Origin of the sequence: Paenibacillus sp. EPM92 (assembly GCF_016586185.1) — a bacterium.
Classification (GTDB): Bacteria; Bacillota; Bacilli; order Paenibacillales; family NBRC-103111; genus Paenibacillus_G; species Paenibacillus_G validus.
In genome coordinates, this window is sequence record NZ_BCPS01000080.1 from 46,032 (window position 1) to 64,160 (window position 18,129).

The window sequence follows — 18,129 nt, forward strand, 5'->3', positions numbered from 1 at the left end:
TCGTCTTCCACTCATCTTGGACAAAACTTGTGCCGTTAGATGCAAAATAAAAAGCCTCTACGCGAACGTAGAGGCGGTATTCAGCAGGTTTCGATGCATAAAAAGCGAACCACGGTACGCGAACGAAAACAAGCAAGGAAAGAGCCTAATGAAAACTCATCAGGTCTGTCTGCAACTGGGCGCTCCGCTTCGGTCGCATGATTCATTACGCTAGGACTCGACTCATCTCTGCTAAACTCGGCTATACTCTACTCGGCTCGTCTGCACCCGGCGACTCTCGCCGGCTGATTACTTTCAACTATACTACCTCAATTATGATTTTGTCAATTTGGATAAGTCCGGACGCAAACGCATCGCATTTTTCAAATAAACGTGTTTCACTTCATCCTGTTTCTTGTCCGTGTTGATCATCACCATCAAGCGGATACATTTGGGCAGGGCGCCCTCCACCGGAATTTCCACCGAGCACATCAACGGAACAAGCTCCCAGCCTTCCATTTGACGTATCGTGCGCGCCGGGAACGTAGCTGTCAAGTCTTGCGTAACGGTGACGAACACGCTGGCAATCTCATCCGGAACGATGCCGTTCTCGAGGATGATTTGATTCAGCAACTCGTTCGTTGCCGACAAAATTTCTTTCTCATCGTTATGCTCCACCGTAATCGCACCGCGAACTCCCCGTACAAACATGCCGTCAAGCCTCCTGTTTTAGGCGATCCACGATGTCTCGAACGAGATCCGCAGATACGTTTTTGTTAATTTCCACTTTGCCGATTTCGGTTGGGACAATATAGACCATCTTGCCTTCGTTAAACTTTTTATCGTGCATCATTGCGCGCATAATGGCATCCGTATCGAAATGCGCCGGAATCCGCGTCGGCAAGCCGAATTTGCGGAAAATGCGCTCGGTCGTCGTATACACGGACTCGGGGTTGCCGAGCCGCACGGATAACATGGCCGCGCCGACCATCCCGATCGAGATCGCCTCCCCGTGTAGCAGCTCATTGTATCCGGCTACCGCTTCCAGCGCATGTCCGATCGTATGGCCAAGGTTCAAAATCGCCCGCAGGTCGTTCTCCCGCTCGTCCTGGGACACGACCGCGGCTTTGACGCTGCATCCCTTGTACAAGCCGTATTGCAGCGCTTCCGGGTCTAAGCCGACGAGACGATCGGCATTGTCCTCGCACCATGCGGTAAACTCGGCATCCCAGATCAAGCCGTGCTTGATCATCTCGGACAAACCCGAACGAACGTCGCGATCCGGAAGCGTTCCCAACGTTGTCGTATCGTATAATACGAGCTCCGGCTGGTGGAACGCACCGATAATATTTTTGGCGAGCGGATGGTTGACCGCCACTTTACCGCCGACGCTGCTGTCATGGGCCAGAATAGTCGTCGGGATTTGCACGAAGCGAATGCCGCGCATATAACTGGCCGCCACAAATCCGGCCAAATCGCCGACGACGCCTCCGCCCAGCGCGATGATCGTCGACTTGCGGTCCAAACCCGCCTGCAGACAAGTCGTCACAACGTCTTCGAGCACTCGCAGCGACTTCGACTTCTCGCCGGAAGCGACGGTATGAACAGCCGTTCGAAAGCCGTCCTGCTCCAGACGTTGTTGAACCGCAGCCAAATGATGCTTGGCTACATGAGAGTCCGTAACGACTAACAGCGGAGACGCTTTGGAAATCCCGTGTTTCGTTAAATAAACGGCAATATCTTGGAGCAGCCCTTGCCCGATATAGATCGGATACGATCTGTCTCCGAGGTCCACTGTAAGCTCTCTGATCATTCTCCGACTCACCTGCTTAGTAGCTCTTGATCTGCGCCAAGTAGCTGTTATAGTTGTTGCGGATTTCCTCCAGCGAATCACCGCCGAATTTCTCCATGAACGCGCTCGCCACTTCCCAGGCGACGACGTTCTCCAGAATCACGCCGGCCGCCGGCACCGCGCACGTATCCGAGCGCTCGACCTGCGCCGTGAACGCTTCTTTCGAATCGATGTCGACACTCTGCAGCGCCTTGTACAACGTGGAGATCGGCTTCATCACGGCGCGTACGACGATCGGTTCGCCGGTTGTCATCCCGCCTTCGAAACCTCCGGCGCGGTTGGTTGCGCGGTAAAAGCCGCGGCCTTCCTCGAACATGATTTCGTCATGCACCGTGGAACCCCGACGTTCGGCCGCTTTAAAGCCGATGCCGAATTCGACGCCTTTGAACGCTTGTATCGATAGCACAGCCTGCGCAATCCGGCCGTCCAGCTTGCGGTCCCATTGCACGTGGCTGCCGAGACCGGCAGGTACTCCCTCGATGATGCACTCGATCACACCGCCGAGCGTGTCCCCATCATTCTTGGCCGCATCGATCGCGGCGATCATCCGCGCTTCCGCTTCCTTGTCGGTGACGCGAACCGGCGACTCCTCGGTGATGCGGATCAGCTCGTCAATCGGCAGTTCCTGGCGTTTCACTTCGACTTCGCCGATGCGGATCACTTGTCCGGCTACCTTAATGCCGAACTCCTTCAGCAGCTCGCGGGCCATCCCGCCTACCGCCACGCGCATCGTCGTTTCGCGCGCGCTGGAGCGCTCCAGGATGTTGCGCAAATCGCGCTGGTTGTATTTCAGGCCGCCGTTCAAATCGGCGTGACCCGGGCGCGGGCGGTTCACGCGGCGTTTCGTTTCATCGTTGCCTTCGATCGGCTCTATGTTCATCACGGACGTCCAATGCTTCCAATCGTTGTTCTCGACGACAAGGGCAATCGGCGCTCCGGTCGTTTTGCCGTGGCGTACGCCGCCGACGATGTTCGCCGTATCCTTCTCGATTTGCATTCGGCGACCGCGGCCGTACCCCTTCTGCCTGCGGGCCAATTGGAAGTTGACCGCTTCAAAATCGATATTGATGTTGCTCGGAAATCCTTCAATGATAGCCGTCAGCTGCGGCCCATGCGTTTCTCCTGCTGTTAAATATCTCACGTGCTTTTCCCCTTTCGTTCCACGAAAAAGCGCTAAAGTGCGCATATCGGACGCTTTAGCGCTTTTATGTACTCCATTCCTTTGCCTAATTATAGTATAGGCTTGTCCCTTTGACAAGGAAATGCGGATACAAAAAATGCGCCGCCTGCGAGGAATCTCCCCCGGGCTAGCGCATGTTGCCGCCTGCTTGTCCTGCCTTCTCAGCCGTTAACCGATTTCTTGCGAAGCGGCCGGTCGCCTTCCTTGCTTTTCGGATCGTCGACCATACCCATAATTTGCGGCGAATCGATTCCGAGAATTTGCGCGCATTCCTGCATGGTAATAATCCCCCGCCTATAGGCGGTGATCACTTTTCGCTTGTCCATTCGAGCCCTCCTGCTGCCGCCAGGCAATCCGCCTCAGACGCATTATATTCCTAGTATGGGATCGAATGGAAAGCTTTATTCACGTACGGGTTACACTTTGCGATAAAAGAACGTTTCCGCCGACTCCATCCCGTATTGACCCGGGTTGAAAATTTGCTCCGTACTGCCGACGAACAAGATGCCCCCCGGTTTCAGCGCGTTCGCAAATTTCTGATACAACAAATGCTTCGCTTCTTCCGTGAAATAAATCATGACGTTGCGGCAGATGATCAAATCGAAATTCGTCTCGAACGGATCGGTCAGCAAATTCCCCTTTTGAAACCTAATGCCTCGTTTCAAGGAATCGACGATATGGAACGTCAGGTTGTCCTGTTTGTAATATTGCTGCAAATATTTCGCCGGCACGTCGCGAACCGAGCGGTCGGAATAAACCGCCTGCTTCGCTTTGTCCAGCGCGCCTTCGTCGATATCGGTGGCGATGACGGTGCTGTCCGACAAAGCGTTCTGCATATCCAGAATCATCGCCAGCGTATAAGGCTCCTCGCCGGTCGAGCAGGCGGCGCTCCAGCATTTCAGCCTGCGCGTTTTCTTCAGCATCTCCGGCAAGAAGCGCTGCTCGAGCACTTCCCAGCGGTTCGGATTGCGCCAAAACTCCGACACGTTGATCGTCATCCGATCCAAAAACTCGTAAAACAACGCCTTGTCCTTCGTCATAGCATCGAAGAAAGCCGCGAACGTAGGGTAGCCCTTTTTCATCCGCAGGGTAGTGAGACGGCGCTTCATCTGGGCTTCCTTATACTGCGCCAAGTCGATGGATGTATAATCCTTCACTTTTTTGATGAATAAAAGGAAATCTTGGTCTTCCATCCCGTCAACTCCACCTCGTGTTTAAATCCACTTCTGAACGGCTTTCGTATAAGCTACGATTTCATCCGGGCGGAAGAAGTTGCCGATCTCGCGCTCCGCGCTTTCCGGAGAGTCCGAGCCATGAATTAAGTTTAATCGCGTATGTACGGAATAATCGGCGCGAATCGTGCCCGGCGCCGCTTCCAGCGCATCGGTTTTGCCGATCAGGCTGCGGGACAACGCGATCGCGCGGTCGCCCTGCCATACCATCGCAAACACCGGCCCGGACGTGATGAATTGAATTAACGGTTCGTAAAAGTCTTTCCCGCGATGCTCCGCGTAATGCGTCGCCGCTTGCTCCGGGCTCACCTGCAGCAGCTTCGCGGCTATCAGTTGAAGCCCTTTTTGCTCAAAGCGCTTCACAATTTCCCCAATCAATCCGCGCTCGATTCCGTCCGGCTTGATCATCAAAAACGTTCTCTCCATCCTAACCCTCTCCTCTCGATTGTTAAGCTGCGTCCTACCTGAGCTTCGCCCTTCCTTCGGTCCTTTGCTTCAATAGGTGCGGTTTCCTACGAAATGCGCAATGCCGACTAAATCCTTCTTCGCCTGAATGTCGGGCAATTCCTGCAAAACCCCGATCGCTTTATCGATATATTTCGAAGCGAGCGCTTCCGCGCGTGAAATGCCTTCGCTCTGCCGAATCATATCGAGAAAACGGCTGACATCCGTCTGACCGTCGCAAGCTTGAATTCTCGCCAACTCCTGCAGAAGATCAGGCCGGAGCTCCGGATTTTGCAGCGCGAAAATGACCGGGATCGTAATGTTGCCCTGCTTAATGTCGCTGCCCGGCGGCTTGCCGAGTTCTTTCTCGGTGCCGCACAAATCGAGCAGATCGTCGCGCACCTGGTAGGCCATGCCGGTGAAATAGCCGAACTTGTACAACAGTTTCGCCGTACGATCGGGCGCTTCCGCAGCCATCGCGCCAAGCTGGCAGCTGATCGCCAGCAATAAGGCCGTCTTCCGCTTGATGCGCAGCAAATAGTCGCGTACCGTCTGCTCGGTGTGATAGAAAAACCGGATTTGTTCCATTTCGCCGATGCTCATCTCGACAAGCGCCTTGGACATAATCTGATGGATAGCCGGATTGGCCAGCTTCGTCACGATGCTGAGCGCTTTGGCGAATATATAGTCGCCGGTGTACATCGCAATCCGGTTGTCCCATTTGGAACGAACGGTCAATTGACCGCGCCGCGTGCTGGCGTCGTCGATCACATCGTCATGGACGAGCGAGGCCATATGAATCAGCTCAAGCGGGACTGCGACATGCTTGATCCGTTCCAGATCGTACGTGCCGAACTTGCCGCCGAGAAGCACGAAGACGGGCCGTATCCGCTTTCCGCCCGCTTTGAGCAAGTGCAGCGATGCGTCGCGCAGCAGCGGATGATCGACGTCGATACTTCGTTCCAGCTCTTTTTCAATAACGTTGATATCTTTTTTTAATTTAGCGTATAAATCCAACAGTTTCATTCCGTCACCCGTGCTACCGAAGTATCTTCCCATAATTGCAGCGGAACTTCGTGATCCAGAAATCCGAGCTCCGCCGCATATTGAAAGTAAAGCTGCAGCCCGGCCCACTGCTTGGGTCCGAACTCATAACTAAGATTGGAGAAATAGTGATGCCAGTACTCGGAAGTGCCCCCGATCGCAAGCTGGGCTTCCCGAACGAGCGGAGTTAAGTCGGCGAGCGACTTGCGCTTGCTTTCCAGGAATGCTTCATAGATGGAACGCACCAGTTCCGGCTGTTCTTCCACCGTCTTCTTACGGATGGCACACACGGCGAACGACATCCATTGTCCCGTAAGGCGAGTCCACTCGGCTCCCAGGTCGGTCACGTAATAGCCGCAGTCTTCCCAACTCGAACGAATCGCATGATCCCCGATCAAGAGGCCCGCGTCGGCCATGTTCATCATCGTTTCCAAGATCGGAGCCTCATACACGTACACGGGTTCCACTTGATAAAACTTCTTAAGGATGATTTTCAACAAATTCACCGAAGAAGCCGAGGTTGTGGGCAGCGCAACGGTCACGCCGTCCAGCTGTTCGAGCGGCTTGCGGTGGAACAGCAGGATCGAATGCACGTGGCTGTACGCGCTGACCGACATGTCCGGAAACAGCAAACAATCGGCTGCCTGCTGGCCGTAGGCGAACGACGAAATCGGGCCGATGTCGATCTCACCTCTAGCCATCGCCTGGTTCAGCTGCGTCGGCACCTGCTGCATCACTTCCACTTGATTCCCGAAAGCGTCCAAAGGAAAATAATGAAATAACGGCCAAACGTTCGTGAAATCAATTCGGCCGATCCGGATCGGCCTGCGGTTTATCGTCATGTGGCATACCCCATCTTTTGTACAATTGATGTTCGATCTCCATGCCGTCCAGCACTTTGCCTACAATAAAGTCGACCATATCGTCCATGCTCTGAGGGCCCTGATAAAAAGCGGGCATCGCCGGCAATATGCGTACCCCGAGGCGGGCCAGCTTCAGCATATTTTCCAAGTGAATGGCATGCAGCGGCGTTTCGCGAGGAACCAGAATCAGCTTTCGCCCTTCTTTCAACATGACGTCTGCCGTCCGTTCCAGCAGGTTGTCCGATGCTCCGCTTGCAATCCCTGCCAAGGTGCCCATCGAGCAGGGGACGACCACCATCCCTTTCGTCAGGAAGGAACCGCTGGCCGTCTTCCCGCCGATATCCTGGTTGGGCGCATATTCAAGCGTTCCGGGCAGCTCCGCGAATTGCCGGTTCAGCGTGTCCAGCCGTTTCGAAGCATCCCAGCCGAGTTCTTCCTTCAATACCCGCCAACCGGCATCGGTTACGATCAAATGCACCGTTTCCCCTTGCGAAAGCAGAAAACGGCATAACCGTACGCCGTAAATCGCACCGCTGGCGCCCGTGATGCCGATAACCCAAGGCTTGCTCATGCCGTATGCACCACCAAATCAATGAACGTAAAGGCGAACATAACCATGCTTAAAGCGCTGTTCATCGTGAAGAATGCCGTGTTCACGCGGGTTAAATCGTTCGGTTTGACAATGAAATGTTCATAGAACAATAACCCGAACGAAACCACGACGCCGAGTAAATAAACCCATGTCAGCTCGGTTAAGAAAAACAGGCTTAACAAGCCTACGGCGGTAATGACATGGAACAAGCGCGCCAAAACCAATGCTTTCGGTATGCCGAACCGGCTCGGAATCGAATGAAGTCCTTCTTTCCGGTCGAACTCCGTATCCTGGCAAGCGTAGATCACGTCAAATCCGGCCAGCCAAAACATGATGGCGATGTAGAAGACGATAGCCGTCAGCGTGATCTCACCGGTGACCGCCACCCAGCCCCCGAGCGGCGCCAGCGCAATCGCCATGCCCAGAAACAAGTGACAAGCCCACGTAAAGCGCTTCGTATACGAATAAAACACCAGGAAGAATACGGCAACCGGAAGCAGCTTCATACAAATCGGGTTTAACTGTGCGGCCGCTATGAACAACAGGACGAACGAGAGAATAATAAAAATGATGGCTTCTTTCGAAGAGATCAGTCCTGCCGGAATGGCCCGCATGGCCGTACGCGGGTTGCGTGCGTCAAACACTTTGTCGATCACTCGGTTTAATCCCATCGCAGCGCTTCGCGCTCCGACCATCGCCAGCAAAATCCAGCCGATTTGGCCCCACGACGGAAGCTGCTGAAATTTCACGACCGAGCCGAGCAGCGCGCCCATGAATGCAAAGGGCAGTGCGAACAGCGTATGCTCGATCTTGATCATATCCATAAATATTCGGGTCTTTCTCCACATGTTGTTCAATCTCCCTCGGATCGTGCTGCCCCATGCGGTTTCAGGCCGATATGCAGAGCCGCAATTCCCCCCGTAAGGGGATAGGCTTGAACGTCGGTTAACCCGGTTGAGCGGAAAATTTCCGCGAGCCGCTTATGATCCGGAAAGTGGATAAGCGATTCGGGCAGCCACTTGTATTGGTCGTAACGCTTGGCAATCAGCTTGCCGAGCAGGGGGAGAACCTGCTGAAAGTAAAAATAATAAATCGATTTAAACGGTTGCCATGTCGGCTTGGACAGCTCCAAAGAAACGACCATACCGCCCGGCTTGACGACCCGCCGCATCTCCTCGATCACTTTCACCAGATCAGGTACGTTGCGCAGCGCAAAGCCGATCGTCGCATAATCGAACGTATTGTCCTCGAAAGGCAGCTCCATGGCATTGCCCCGAACCAAGCGAATTTGCTTGTCCAAACCGATCCGCTTGATTTTGTCCGCGCCGACGTCGAGCATATTTTGACTGAAGTCGAGTCCGACTATCGAGCCGGTACCGCTCGCTTCCGCCAGACTGATCGTCCAGTCGCATGTCCCGCAGCATAAGTCGATCGCCGTGCTTCCCGGCTTTACGTTCATCTTGCGCATCGTAAAATTCCGCCAAGCCTTATGCCGGCGAAAGCTTAAGATGTCGTTCATCAAATCGTACTTGGGCGCAATGCTTTCAAATACGGAATGAACGAATTGTTCTTTCGTTTTGCCTTCCATCCTTGTCACCTCAAACTTCTTGTGTCGCCCTAGGCGCGTTCAAGAACGAACGGAATGTCTCGCCGATCGCTTGCAATTCCTTGCCCCACTTGTCGGGTTCTACCGTTTGCAGTTTGTCCTGCAGCTCCTTCATACAGCCTTCCAGCAGTTGATAGAGCTGTGGCGTCACCTTGTATTTGATCCAAATCGATCGCAGCTTCGCGGGATCCGGCTCGTCCGTCTGCAGCAATTTCTTCTCTTCCTTCGTCCCCCATTGCAGCACATGCCAAAAACCCCAGCTCTCCCGGTATTGCTGGGATGATTCGGAACGAATAATTTCCTGAAGCAGCACTTCGCAGCGCGTAAACAATCGCAGCAGATCGGCCCACATCGGATAGACGCCTTCGGCAAATAAAGCCTTGAACGATAAGAACAACTGGGTCTTCACATCGACCGATTGCTCGATGTAATCGTCGGCCGACAATTTAAACTGCTTCATAAGCAGGTAGGAATTCATCTTTAACCGGTTCGCTTCGCAGATCGCGCGCGAGATAATGCCGATTAAATCAATATGCCCCGCGTGAGAAAGCAAGTAATAAAAACGGCTGCTGAAATAGTCGCCGGCCAGCACCTTCAATTGACGCGACCTGGCCGACTTTATTTCTTTGTCGTCGTTGGTGATACTGACCGTATCGTGAGTGTCCAAGCCTAGCTGCACGAGACTTGTCACTAGCGTATAGAGCTCGCTGTAACCGGCAAGCGAGCTATGATTGTTCAAGAATGCGTACAACAGCCGCGCGCGCAATTCCGGAAAAACCGGCAAATCCGTATGCTGCCGGATCATGTCGTGCTCGATGTATGGTTTGGCGATTTCCGGTATCCGGTATGAATTCATATGTAAGCCTCCGAACCTTGCGTTAAATCCAGTTCCTTTAATCCAAATTATTATAGCATAAACGGAATCGTTTCGCATATTCACAACCGGCCGAAAAAATGACGGCTTCAGCTCTTCTGAAAAACGCGTTCCTGCCACTTCGGCGTATAGGTCATCCGGTAATGCGAATCGAGATAAGACTGAATCTCCTCGGCTCCCCTCGGGACGATTCTCGGCTCGCCTGCCAGCCATTTATCGCGGCGCGCGTCCGTGGCGACCAGCAGCTGCGGACTTCCCTGCGTTATCGATCCGTCGAGGACGCGGACAAGCACCTGATTGACGTTGTTCGAAGCCGAGAACATTGTTCTTGGAATTTCATATAAATCCTGCATCAAATCGGCGGAAGCCGTCGACTTCACGGCGAGCAGATCGATCGATACGATGCTGTGGCTCACTTCAACACGCCGAATACGCAAGTGCAGCGGCATCTTGGCGACGACATCTACGATATTCGACTCCGAGACGTTCACCGGTTTCTCCGTACGAAATACGCCAGCGCTTTCGTCCAGCTTCATGACGTATGATAAACCGACGGCAACAGCTGCAGCAACGATAGTCATCATAACAAAACGGGGGATCCATTTCATCACGGCTCGTTCCTCCTTAGGAAGGTAGACGACCGGCTGACGCTGCGCGCCTATAGGACGCTTACAACGGAGTCCAGCTGCCGCTTGACTCATGGCCTGTCTGTTATCATTGTACAACGAAAAAAAGCAGGCTATGCCTGCGCCTTCGAAGAAAAATTATTCCTGCGTGTCGATCGTGCCGTATTTCGTGAGAACGACCGCCTTGCCGCGGATCTTGACGGCTGACGTATGATCGGTAAATTGGGCGATCATCACCTCGCCTTTGTCCAGCTTTTCCGTATGATGAAACCGGGTATCCTGCCCGCGTGTCAACCCGATCACCTGCACACCGTTCTCTTTCGCTTTCACGATGAAATAGTCGTTTTGGTTCGTTTCCATCCCGCACGCTCCTTCAGCCCCACTATAGATAAGTTTAATCATGCAAAAAAAAGCGGCGCTGTCAACCGCCGTTGTCCGCGGCCCGCTATGAGAACCGCCCGATCAGGCGGCTGCGGACTCGCTCACGTACGCTTTGGCTTTACGGTTGTAAGATCGCTTGATTCGCTCCGGCACGAGCTTAATCGCGAGCTTGATGAAGAAGTCGGCCAGCTTCACGGTGCCGTAAGCAAACGCCATCCCGGCGAGAACGTCAAGCACCCAATGAATTTGCAGGTACATCGTCGAGAAGATGATGGCGGAGCAGTACGTCACCATCATATATTTGAAGATGCGATCCTTCTCCCGAAGCGCAAGCAGGAGCATCGCAAACGAGATCGATGTGTGCATGCTCGGAAAGCAGTTCATAACATTGACCAGCAGATCGTTTTCGGTTGCGAACTGGCGGCCCAGCAAATCCGGTTGTCCCTTCACCCACCATACCTCGCGAAGCAAGATCAGGTTGTAGAACGGCAGGATCAGCGGGAACTGCAGCAGATGGCCCGATAATGCGTACGACATCATCTTCTTCACGCTCTTGGTCCAGTAGCTGCGAACGATGCAGATCCATAGCGACAGCACAAACCCGTAATTATAAACCCATACCATCGCCCGATCCAACAACGGATGGGTGAACGTGCGGGCCCAGCCTCCGCTGTTCAGCGGTATCGCGTTCATCTCGTCGTCCCAATTCCAGGGATGACGGTTATTCTCGAACATCCAGTTGGCGATTTTCCACCACAATCCGTTTCCGGAGCCGTAAAAGTAATATAAGATGCCAAGCAGCGGAATGCCGATCACGAAAAATCGTTTCCAATCGACATCGATTTGGTCTTTGCGCACCCCCATCAAACAAATGAGAAGCAGGATCCAGCATTCCGTGGTCCAATTGCCGACGACACCGATCCGCCAGACAAGAAAGATGGAAGCTAATATCCCGTACATCGTCCAATCGTTGGACCGGAGCCATCTTGTCCATAGATTCGTCTCTTTCAACTCTATAACCCCTTTTCCGTGAACAAATCCAGATCAGTATAGCAAATCTGCTGCGGGAATGCGTCATCAAATTATTGCATCATAAAAAACAGTTAAAGAAGACCGCCAGCCCCGGCGTATGCGCTCATACGTCAAAGCTGGCGGTCTTCTTTCGCTTGCTTTATCGGAGTAGCGGGATTCGAACCCACGGCCTCACCCACCCCAAGGGTGCGCGCTACCGGACTGCGCCATACCCCGTTCTACACACAGCACGCACGTTCCACTCGTGCATCACGATTATACTATGACCATAGCCATTCTTGCAACACTTTACCATCGATTCAGGCGGTCCCGTTGTTCGCCGATTTTCAGCAAAAAGGCGCTCGAATCGATTCGATTCAAACGCCTCGGGCATTGTGTTACGATGATGACTGAGGGTCGTCTTATGTAGAAGACGCAAGCTTTCGTCCGGAACTCTTATTGAATACCGTCACGAAGCGCCTTGCCTGGCTTGAATGCCGGGATTTTGCTCGAAGGAATATCGATTTCTTCACCGGTTTGCGGGTTGCGGCCTTTACGGGCGGAACGCTCACGAACTTCGAAGTTGCCGAAACCTACGAGCTGTACTTTGTCACCGTTTTGCAGCGCTTCGGAGATAGCTTCGAATACCGCTTCAACAGCTTTGGTAGCGTCCTTCTTGGACAACTCGCTGGATTCAGACACTTTATTGATCAAATCGGATTTATTCATGCGATTCACCTCCCCCCAAAAATAAGCGATCATCCTTTATTTCCTTTGTTAACCGTTTACCCGAAAAATATACATCAGATGTTAGTTTCTCCCTAACAAATCAACCTTATAGTAATACAGGAGTAGCGCTTTTTCAAGTAAAATTGCAAAAAATGCACCGTGAGGGTGCATTTTCGCTAGTTTTTTATGCATTTTCGTTACAAAATGATGGCGATCAAGCCGCCGGAACCTTCATTGATGATGCGCCCAAGCGTTTCTTGCAGCTTGTAGCGGGCATTATCCGGCATCATCGCCAATTTGCCCTGAATTCCTTCGCGTACGATGGAATGCAGCGAACGACCGAAGATGTCCGACTCCCAAATTTTAAGCGGATTGTCTTCGAAATCCTGCATCAAATAACGAACAAGCTCCTCGCTTTGCTTCTCCGTGCCGATAATCGGGGAGAACTCGGACTCCACGTCGACCCGAATCATATGAATCGAAGGCGCCGTCGCTTTCAGGCGAACGCCGAAGCGCGAGCCTTGACGGATCAGCTCCGGCTCGTCGAGCGCCATCTCGGCTAGCGTCGGCGGCGCTATACCGTATCCGGTCGTCTTGACCATCTCAAGCGCTTCGGCAAAGTGATCGTACTCGCGTTTCGCATGCGTGAACTCCTGCATCAGCTGCAGCAGGTGGTCTTTGCCGCGAATTTCGACGCCAACCACCTCCTGCAAAATTCGATCGTACAGCTCATCCGGCGCATAGAGATCGATCTCCGCCACGCCCTGACCCATATTCATGCCGGCTAACGCCGCTTTATCGATAAATTCGTACGCTTCGAAGTGGCCGACTACCCGGTCGACATCGCGTAATCGGCGAATGTCCTGCACCGTGTCGCGAACGGAATTTTCGAAGTTGGAACGGAGCCAGTGATTTTCCTCCAGCACCATGACCCAGCTCGGCAGATTCACGTTCACCTCATGAACCGGGAACTCGTATAACACCTCGCGCAGCACGGATGTAAAGTCGTCCTCTTGCATACTTGCGACGCTGACCGTTACGACGGGAACGTCGTGCTTGGCCTGCAGATCGCTGCGGAGCTGCAAAGCGCTGTCGCTTTGCGGTTTCGTCGAGTTTACAATGACGATGAACGGCTTGCCGACTTCCTTCAGTTCGTTGATGATGCGGTCTTCCGCGTCGATGTACGACGAGCGCGGTATTTCCGCGATTGTACCGTCGGTGGTAATCACTACGCCTAACGTGGCGTGCTCTTGGATAACTTTGCGCGTACCGATTTCCGCAGCTTCCTGGAACGGAATCGCTTCATCGAACCAAGGCGTGTTGATCATGCGCGGTCCGCTCTCATCCTCATACCCTTTGGCGCCCTCAACGACATATCCGACGCAGTCAACCAAGCGCACGTTGACGTTCAGCCCCTCCGCGACGTGAAGCTGCACCGCATTATTCGGTACGAATTTCGGCTCCGTCGTCATAATGGTACGTCCCGCTGCGCTTTGCGGCAGCTCGTCGGTCGCCCGAATACGGTCGGCTTCGTTCTGTATGTTCGGAAGCACGATCGATTCCATAAAGCGTTTAATGAACGTTGATTTTCCCGTACGGACCGCTCCAACGACCCCCAGGTAAATATCCCCGCCAGTACGCTCTGCAATGTCCTTAAAGATATCCACTTTTTCCAATGAGAATCCCTCCTACAGGTTGTTTAAGACGAAACTCGTACACGATTCGGACTAGTACAACTATATGTTTGGCAGCTAAAAATATGATGACAGGCTCTATAAAATATTTCGATCACTCCCTGCTGTCCTTTAAATTCGCCCGCATATGCGGCTTATGGTTCATCCCTGACAAATATATGTTCAGTTTCAGACCGTTATTCTAGCTCCACGAAAAAGAAAAACCCCTATCACCCGAATGTCAGGTTAATAGAGGTTTGCGATTTACGGCGCCGTAATCGGCGTCGGTTGTCCGTTTATCCAGCGGTAGGCGAGCGATCGTGCCGGCACGAAGTAAGATTCCTGAACGAGCAGGGCCCTGAGGTCTTCCTCCTTGGTCAGCTTCGTCTGCAGCTGCTTTTTGTCGATTAGACGCATGATTTCCGGGGCATAGTCGATCGTCACCGTACCGGAATCGTGCAGCAAGTACGAAAGTCGCACATTCGGCGAATAGACGCTGTGCACATCGGCAGGCTTACGATTCAACTTAGCGAAATCGATCGAATGGAAGCCCGAGGCCGCCGCATCGCCAAGAGGCAGTTCGCCCCCGTTTTTCGCTTTGTAATCGTCGACAGCCTTTTGCAGCTCGACCGTTTGCTGGAACGATATCAAGTCCATCATTTTCACAGTAGGTTTCGTTTCCACATCGACGAGCACGTACAAGGCGGTCCCCCCGTTCTCGAACGCATTCGCCGGAACCGAGCTTAAGTACGGACCTTTCAGCTTCTTGAAGTCGATCGGATATTTCTCATACAGCGGCGTCGTTTCTTCGCTGTTTTTGATCGGAAGCACGCCGGTCTTCGCTTTATATTGATCGATGGCATTTTGCACGACGAGCACGTACTCCCCGCTGGCCAATTGATTTTCTTTCCGCAATTCGTTCGGGTACATACAGCCGCTGATCCATAGCAGCAAGAACAGCAAGCCGCCGGCCCGCATCCAACCTTTCATCACCAGTCCTCCTCTTGTTGCTGATCCAGCAGCTTGCGGACCGCACTCTTCAACGGATCTTCCGGCACGGTCACGATCACCGGCGCTTGTCCATTCGCTTTCGCTTGGCAGGCGAGGCGGTATCCTTGCTCCTGAAGGCCGCCGAGTTTGTTGCGCTCGTTTGCATTCATCGGCTGCAGCCCGGTTTGCGCATCCGGATCAATGCAGACCTTGCACATCAAACAGGCCGCTTTGCCTGAGCAGCGTGTCCGTATGTGGACTTTCGCTCGCCGGGCCGCTTCGAGCAGCGTTGTGCCGGCCCTGGCAGGCGTCGACTTGCCGTCCGGCATAAACTTGATTTCAACGCTCACGGGTCCAGCCTCCTTCCCACTATCAAGATTCAAGCAGCGCAAATAGACGCCGGCGAAGCCGCTCGTCAAACCGATTGCGGTTCATCAAATCCGCCAACCCTGCAAGCTGCGCCTCGCGGCCCTCCCTGCGGCATGCCGCCGCAATCGCTTCATAGCGATCCGGACGTTCGCGGAGCACGTTGAATATAAGTTCGTGCACGAGGGGCATTAACCGCACGATGCGTCCGTTCCCAAGCGTATAGGTCCGTTCGAAGCGAGACGCCAAGTATTGCGCCTCGACCCGGTATTCGCTATCGTACGCGCGCACTTCAAACCCGCCGACAAGCTCGACATGAACGCCGTCCATGTCGTAGTGACTTAAGACGGAACGATAGATCGCCGTTTCGCTTTCTGCCTGTTCGTCCTTCGCATAAGCCGTCAACGCGCTGTGAACACCGCACGCGTCGTTGCGATCGACGTATATGTCGAGGTCGCGCGGTTGCGCCGAGAGCGCAACACCCTGCAGCAGCAGCCCTGTACTGCCTCCAACGAGCCAAAGCGCGTCAAGCGGCCGAAGCGCGGCTTCCAGCGCTTCCAGCGCCGGTATCATCGGCCTGGCCATTACTTTCGGTTGTTCCCCATTTGATTTCAACGTCTCATCATCTTCCTGCTTAAAAATAAGGTTTGTGCGTGACGACAACCGTTCCGGCCTGCTTCAACTTTGCCTGGCAGCCGAGCCGGTACCCTTCCTCGAACTCCTCTGGCTCGAGATTATCAAGTTCTTCATCTGTCGGTGCGTTCAGCTGGTCCAGCCCCTCGCTTACGAGACAACGGCAGCGCGAGCATGTTCCGCGCACGCAAGAGAAGCCCCAATCGACTTCGTGCTTCAGGGCCATATCCAGTATCGTATAGCCAAGCTCAGGCTCAACCGTTTTTTTCACGCGACGTCCGTTCAGCGTAATCATCCCGTTCTCCTCCTATAACATCGATGCCATCATATAAACGAGGATCGGAATAAACAGCAAAAAGGAGATTACGGAAAGGATCACCCGCAATGCCCCGGTCGTTCGGGTGCGCGCATACGTAATCAGCAGCGAAGCGACGATCATCAACCCGATGGCGATGAACGAAGCCCACATTTTGTCCAAAGAAGACATAACGTCAATTCTACCTCCAACCCAACAGCAGTAATATAGTTTCATCATATCATAAAAAAGGCACGAGCGCTCCGCATTCGCCGCTCATGCCATGAATCTGTAAAATATTCCGCTATTTTTTCATGATCATTTTCATCAGCTGTTCCATGTTGCTCTCGTTCATTTTGCTGCTTTTGATCGCCTGGATCAATTCATTCATCGTTTGTTCGGACACCGGCACGTTCACCAAATTGGAAACTTGCTGGATCAACTGCTTCAGCTGGGCATCGCTTTGCATCGTAGACGGCTTCACGCCGCTTGCCAGCTTGTAAATATCTTTCTCCGAAACGTTTTTGCCGGTTTTTTTCTTCACAACGCCGAGCACTTCTTTCGACATGTTTTTATTGGCCACGGTACAACCTCCTCAGACTGGAATAACGCCTTAGCCCTTATACACGCTAAAGAGAAAGTCTGAGTTATTATATGTTGGCGCGCTTCGGTCGGTGTAGGCGGAAGTCCTACCTGAACCAGGGCGTTTGCGAAGAATCGGCCACTTCTTCGATTTCGTGCGTCCGTCCGCGCCCCATCAAATCCTCGACGGCGGCACGCGGTTCCTTGCCGTCGAACAATACGTGATGCAGCTCCGTCGTGATCGGCATCGCAATGCCAAACCGCTCCGACAATCGGTAAGCCGCCTGTGTCGTCTTGACGCCTTCCACGACCATCCCCATGCTCTGCAGCACTTCGTCCAGGCTTAAGCCCTGAGCGAGCAGCGAGCCGGCGCGCCAGTTGCGGCTGTGCTTGCTGGTGCAGGTTACGACCAGGTCGCCGATGCCGGCAAGCCCTGCGAACGTAAGCGGATTCGCTCCCATAGCGGTGCCAAGCCGGGCAATTTCCGCAAGACCGCGTGTCATCAGCGCAGCCTTGGCGTTGTCGCCGAAGCCGAGACCGTCGGACAACCCGGCCCCGAGAGCGATAATGTTTTTTAGAGCGCCGCCAACTTCGACTCCGACGACATCCGGATTCGTATAGACGCGGAAATAAGAATTAATGAGAACGTCCTGCGCCTGTACCGCCGCTTCCTTATCGATCGATGCGACAACCACCGTCGTCGGACATTGCTTGATGACTTCTTCGGCATGGCTCGGGCCGGACAGAACTACGATCCGGTTCGCATCGTAGTGCGGAAGCTCGTCGGCGAGTACCTCGCTCATCCGCTTCAACGAGCCGGCTTCGAACCCTTTCGTCGCATGGACGAGCAGCGTATCCGGGTGGAGAAACGGATTCAACTGCTTGGCGATTTCTCTCATCGCCGACGAGGGCGAAACGATGATAACCGCTTCCGCACCGGTCACCGCCTCTTCCATGGATTCGGTTGCGCAAATGTTCGGCGACAAAGCCGCATCGCTCAGAAAGCGGCGGTTCCGATGGTTCGTATTGATCTCGCGCACTTGTTCCGTGTTCCGAGACCATAACACGACGTCACGTCCGTTCTCCGCCAGTACGGAAGCGATCGCGGTTCCCCAGCTGCCGGCTACCAGAACGGCCGTTTTCGATGCTTGAGCCATCATTTATGCACCTCCGGTGT

At 53.6% G+C, this 18,129-nt stretch carries 24 protein-coding genes and 1 tRNA gene; all 25 read right to left on the reverse strand.

Features of this window, described 5'->3' with window-relative positions:
• Positions 1–312: 312 nt before the first annotated feature.
• Positions 313–690, reverse strand: a complete 378-nt coding sequence (aroH, locus tag JMF85_RS19635; protein ID WP_127607964.1) for a chorismate mutase — start codon at positions 688–690, stop codon at positions 313–315.
• A 4-nt stretch (positions 691–694) separates the two neighbouring features.
• A complete protein-coding gene (aroB, locus tag JMF85_RS19640; protein WP_054797270.1) occupies positions 695–1,792 on the reverse strand; it encodes a 3-dehydroquinate synthase in 1,098 nt (365 codons plus the stop codon).
• A gap of 16 nt (positions 1,793–1,808) precedes the next feature.
• Positions 1,809–2,972 carry a chorismate synthase gene (aroC, locus tag JMF85_RS19645; protein WP_054797289.1) on the reverse strand — a complete coding sequence of 388 codons (1,164 nt, stop codon included), beginning with the start codon at positions 2,970–2,972 and terminating at the stop codon, positions 1,809–1,811.
• A 200-nt stretch (positions 2,973–3,172) separates the two neighbouring features.
• Entirely contained in the window at positions 3,173–3,337 is a 165-nt protein-coding gene (locus JMF85_RS19650) for a hypothetical protein (protein WP_201318780.1), read from the reverse strand.
• 90 nt (positions 3,338–3,427) lie between these two features.
• A complete protein-coding gene (locus tag JMF85_RS19655) occupies positions 3,428–4,204 on the reverse strand; it encodes a CheR family methyltransferase (RefSeq protein ID WP_127607962.1) in 777 nt (258 codons plus the stop codon).
• A gap of 21 nt (positions 4,205–4,225) precedes the next feature.
• On the reverse strand, positions 4,226–4,669 hold the full coding sequence (gene ndk / locus JMF85_RS19660) for a nucleoside-diphosphate kinase (protein ID WP_054797271.1): 444 nt from the start codon (positions 4,667–4,669) through the stop codon (positions 4,226–4,228).
• Positions 4,670–4,738: 69 nt separating this feature from the next.
• On the reverse strand, positions 4,739–5,713 hold the full coding sequence (gene hepT / locus JMF85_RS19665; protein ID WP_127607961.1) for a heptaprenyl diphosphate synthase component II: 975 nt from the start codon (positions 5,711–5,713) through the stop codon (positions 4,739–4,741).
• Entirely contained in the window at positions 5,710–6,573 is an 864-nt protein-coding gene (locus JMF85_RS19670; RefSeq protein WP_127607960.1) for a menaquinone biosynthesis protein, read from the reverse strand. The genes hepT and JMF85_RS19670 overlap by 4 nt, the downstream gene beginning before the upstream one ends.
• Positions 6,533–7,165: a UbiX family flavin prenyltransferase gene (locus tag JMF85_RS19675; RefSeq protein WP_054799574.1), complete on the reverse strand. Its 633-nt coding sequence runs from the start codon at positions 7,163–7,165 to the stop codon at positions 6,533–6,535. Before JMF85_RS19675 ends, JMF85_RS19670 begins: the two co-directional genes overlap by 41 nt.
• Positions 7,162–8,034 (reverse strand): UbiA-like polyprenyltransferase, encoded by an 873-nt coding sequence (locus tag JMF85_RS19680; RefSeq protein WP_127607959.1) that lies wholly within the window; start codon positions 8,032–8,034, stop codon positions 7,162–7,164. Before JMF85_RS19680 ends, JMF85_RS19675 begins: the two co-directional genes overlap by 4 nt.
• 5 nt (positions 8,035–8,039) lie before the next feature.
• Positions 8,040–8,774: a demethylmenaquinone methyltransferase gene (locus tag JMF85_RS19685; RefSeq protein ID WP_201318781.1), complete on the reverse strand. Its 735-nt coding sequence runs from the start codon at positions 8,772–8,774 to the stop codon at positions 8,040–8,042.
• Between the two features lie 10 nt (positions 8,775–8,784).
• Positions 8,785–9,648, reverse strand: coding sequence for a heptaprenyl diphosphate synthase component 1 (locus JMF85_RS19690; RefSeq protein ID WP_127607957.1), 864 nt, complete (start codon positions 9,646–9,648; stop codon positions 8,785–8,787).
• A gap of 107 nt (positions 9,649–9,755) precedes the next feature.
• The gene (locus JMF85_RS19695; protein WP_127607998.1) at positions 9,756–10,274 is read right to left on the reverse strand and encodes a hypothetical protein; all 519 of its coding nucleotides are present in this window, start codon (positions 10,272–10,274) and stop codon (positions 9,756–9,758) included.
• A 156-nt stretch (positions 10,275–10,430) separates the two neighbouring features.
• Positions 10,431–10,652: a trp RNA-binding attenuation protein MtrB gene (gene mtrB, locus JMF85_RS19700; RefSeq protein WP_054799575.1), complete on the reverse strand. Its 222-nt coding sequence runs from the start codon at positions 10,650–10,652 to the stop codon at positions 10,431–10,433.
• Positions 10,653–10,754: 102 nt separating this feature from the next.
• Positions 10,755–11,684, reverse strand: a complete 930-nt coding sequence (locus JMF85_RS19705) for a phosphatase PAP2 family protein (RefSeq protein ID WP_054799576.1) — start codon at positions 11,682–11,684, stop codon at positions 10,755–10,757.
• A gap of 163 nt (positions 11,685–11,847) precedes the next feature.
• Positions 11,848–11,921: transfer RNA gene (locus tag JMF85_RS19710), tRNA-Pro, on the reverse strand.
• Positions 11,922–12,140: 219 nt separating this feature from the next.
• Entirely contained in the window at positions 12,141–12,413 is a 273-nt protein-coding gene (locus tag JMF85_RS19715) for an HU family DNA-binding protein (protein WP_054797290.1), read from the reverse strand.
• A gap of 197 nt (positions 12,414–12,610) precedes the next feature.
• A complete protein-coding gene (gene spoIVA, locus JMF85_RS19720) occupies positions 12,611–14,089 on the reverse strand; it encodes a stage IV sporulation protein A (RefSeq protein ID WP_054799577.1) in 1,479 nt (492 codons plus the stop codon).
• Positions 14,090–14,350: 261 nt separating this feature from the next.
• Positions 14,351–15,076, reverse strand: coding sequence for a hypothetical protein (locus JMF85_RS19725; protein ID WP_201318782.1), 726 nt, complete (start codon positions 15,074–15,076; stop codon positions 14,351–14,353).
• Positions 15,076–15,426, reverse strand: a complete 351-nt coding sequence (locus tag JMF85_RS19730; RefSeq protein WP_236595931.1) for a 2Fe-2S iron-sulfur cluster-binding protein — start codon at positions 15,424–15,426, stop codon at positions 15,076–15,078. Before JMF85_RS19730 ends, JMF85_RS19725 begins: the two co-directional genes overlap by 1 nt.
• Positions 15,427–15,448: 22 nt before the next feature.
• A complete protein-coding gene (locus JMF85_RS19735) occupies positions 15,449–16,057 on the reverse strand; it encodes a nucleotidyltransferase family protein (protein ID WP_201318783.1) in 609 nt (202 codons plus the stop codon).
• Between the two features lie 19 nt (positions 16,058–16,076).
• Positions 16,077–16,370 carry a 2Fe-2S iron-sulfur cluster-binding protein gene (locus tag JMF85_RS19740; RefSeq protein WP_127607955.1) on the reverse strand — a complete coding sequence of 98 codons (294 nt, stop codon included), beginning with the start codon at positions 16,368–16,370 and terminating at the stop codon, positions 16,077–16,079.
• Positions 16,371–16,382: 12 nt separating this feature from the next.
• Positions 16,383–16,562: a DUF2768 family protein gene (locus tag JMF85_RS19745; protein WP_127607954.1), complete on the reverse strand. Its 180-nt coding sequence runs from the start codon at positions 16,560–16,562 to the stop codon at positions 16,383–16,385.
• Positions 16,563–16,674: 112 nt separating this feature from the next.
• A complete protein-coding gene (locus JMF85_RS19750) occupies positions 16,675–16,938 on the reverse strand; it encodes a stage VI sporulation protein F (RefSeq protein WP_127607995.1) in 264 nt (87 codons plus the stop codon).
• 121 nt (positions 16,939–17,059) lie between these two features.
• The gene (locus JMF85_RS19755) at positions 17,060–18,109 is read right to left on the reverse strand and encodes an NAD(P)H-dependent glycerol-3-phosphate dehydrogenase (protein ID WP_201318787.1); all 1,050 of its coding nucleotides are present in this window, start codon (positions 18,107–18,109) and stop codon (positions 17,060–17,062) included.
• Between the last annotated feature and the right edge of the window lie 20 nt (positions 18,110–18,129).

Bases quoted from the DNA above. Each gene is read 5' to 3' on its own strand.
- hepT (WP_127607961.1), bottom strand. From the start codon at position 5,713: ATGAAACTGTTGGATTTATACGCTAAATTAAAAAAAGATATCAACGTT.
- JMF85_RS19685 (WP_201318781.1), bottom strand. From the start codon at position 8,774: ATGGAAGGCAAAACGAAAGAACAATTCGTTCATTCCGTATTTGAAAGC.
- JMF85_RS19650 (WP_201318780.1), bottom strand. From the start codon at position 3,337: ATGGACAAGCGAAAAGTGATCACCGCCTATAGGCGGGGGATTATTACC.
- ndk (WP_054797271.1), bottom strand. From the start codon at position 4,669: ATGGAGAGAACGTTTTTGATGATCAAGCCGGACGGAATCGAGCGCGGA.
- JMF85_RS19740 (WP_127607955.1), bottom strand. From the start codon at position 16,370: ATGATTACGCTGAACGGACGTCGCGTGAAAAAAACGGTTGAGCCTGAG.
- JMF85_RS19745 (WP_127607954.1), bottom strand. From the start codon at position 16,562: ATGTCTTCTTTGGACAAAATGTGGGCTTCGTTCATCGCCATCGGGTTG.
- JMF85_RS19725 (WP_201318782.1), bottom strand. From the start codon at position 15,076: ATGAAAGGTTGGATGCGGGCCGGCGGCTTGCTGTTCTTGCTGCTATGG.
- mtrB (WP_054799575.1), bottom strand. From the start codon at position 10,652: ATGGAAACGAACCAAAACGACTATTTCATCGTGAAAGCGAAAGAGAAC.
- JMF85_RS19680 (WP_127607959.1), bottom strand. From the start codon at position 8,034: ATGTGGAGAAAGACCCGAATATTTATGGATATGATCAAGATCGAGCAT.
- JMF85_RS19655 (WP_127607962.1), bottom strand. From the start codon at position 4,204: ATGGAAGACCAAGATTTCCTTTTATTCATCAAAAAAGTGAAGGATTAT.
- JMF85_RS19750 (WP_127607995.1), bottom strand. From the start codon at position 16,938: ATGTCGAAAGAAGTGCTCGGCGTTGTGAAGAAAAAAACCGGCAAAAAC.
- JMF85_RS19670 (WP_127607960.1), bottom strand. From the start codon at position 6,573: ATGACGATAAACCGCAGGCCGATCCGGATCGGCCGAATTGATTTCACG.
- aroB (WP_054797270.1), bottom strand. From the start codon at position 1,792: ATGATCAGAGAGCTTACAGTGGACCTCGGAGACAGATCGTATCCGATC.
- JMF85_RS19690 (WP_127607957.1), bottom strand. From the start codon at position 9,648: ATGAATTCATACCGGATACCGGAAATCGCCAAACCATACATCGAGCAC.
- JMF85_RS19695 (WP_127607998.1), bottom strand. From the start codon at position 10,274: ATGAAATGGATCCCCCGTTTTGTTATGATGACTATCGTTGCTGCAGCT.
- JMF85_RS19675 (WP_054799574.1), bottom strand. From the start codon at position 7,165: ATGAGCAAGCCTTGGGTTATCGGCATCACGGGCGCCAGCGGTGCGATT.
- JMF85_RS19715 (WP_054797290.1), bottom strand. From the start codon at position 12,413: ATGAATAAATCCGATTTGATCAATAAAGTGTCTGAATCCAGCGAGTTG.
- aroH (WP_127607964.1), bottom strand. From the start codon at position 690: ATGTTTGTACGGGGAGTTCGCGGTGCGATTACGGTGGAGCATAACGAT.
- JMF85_RS19755 (WP_201318787.1), bottom strand. From the start codon at position 18,109: ATGGCTCAAGCATCGAAAACGGCCGTTCTGGTAGCCGGCAGCTGGGGA.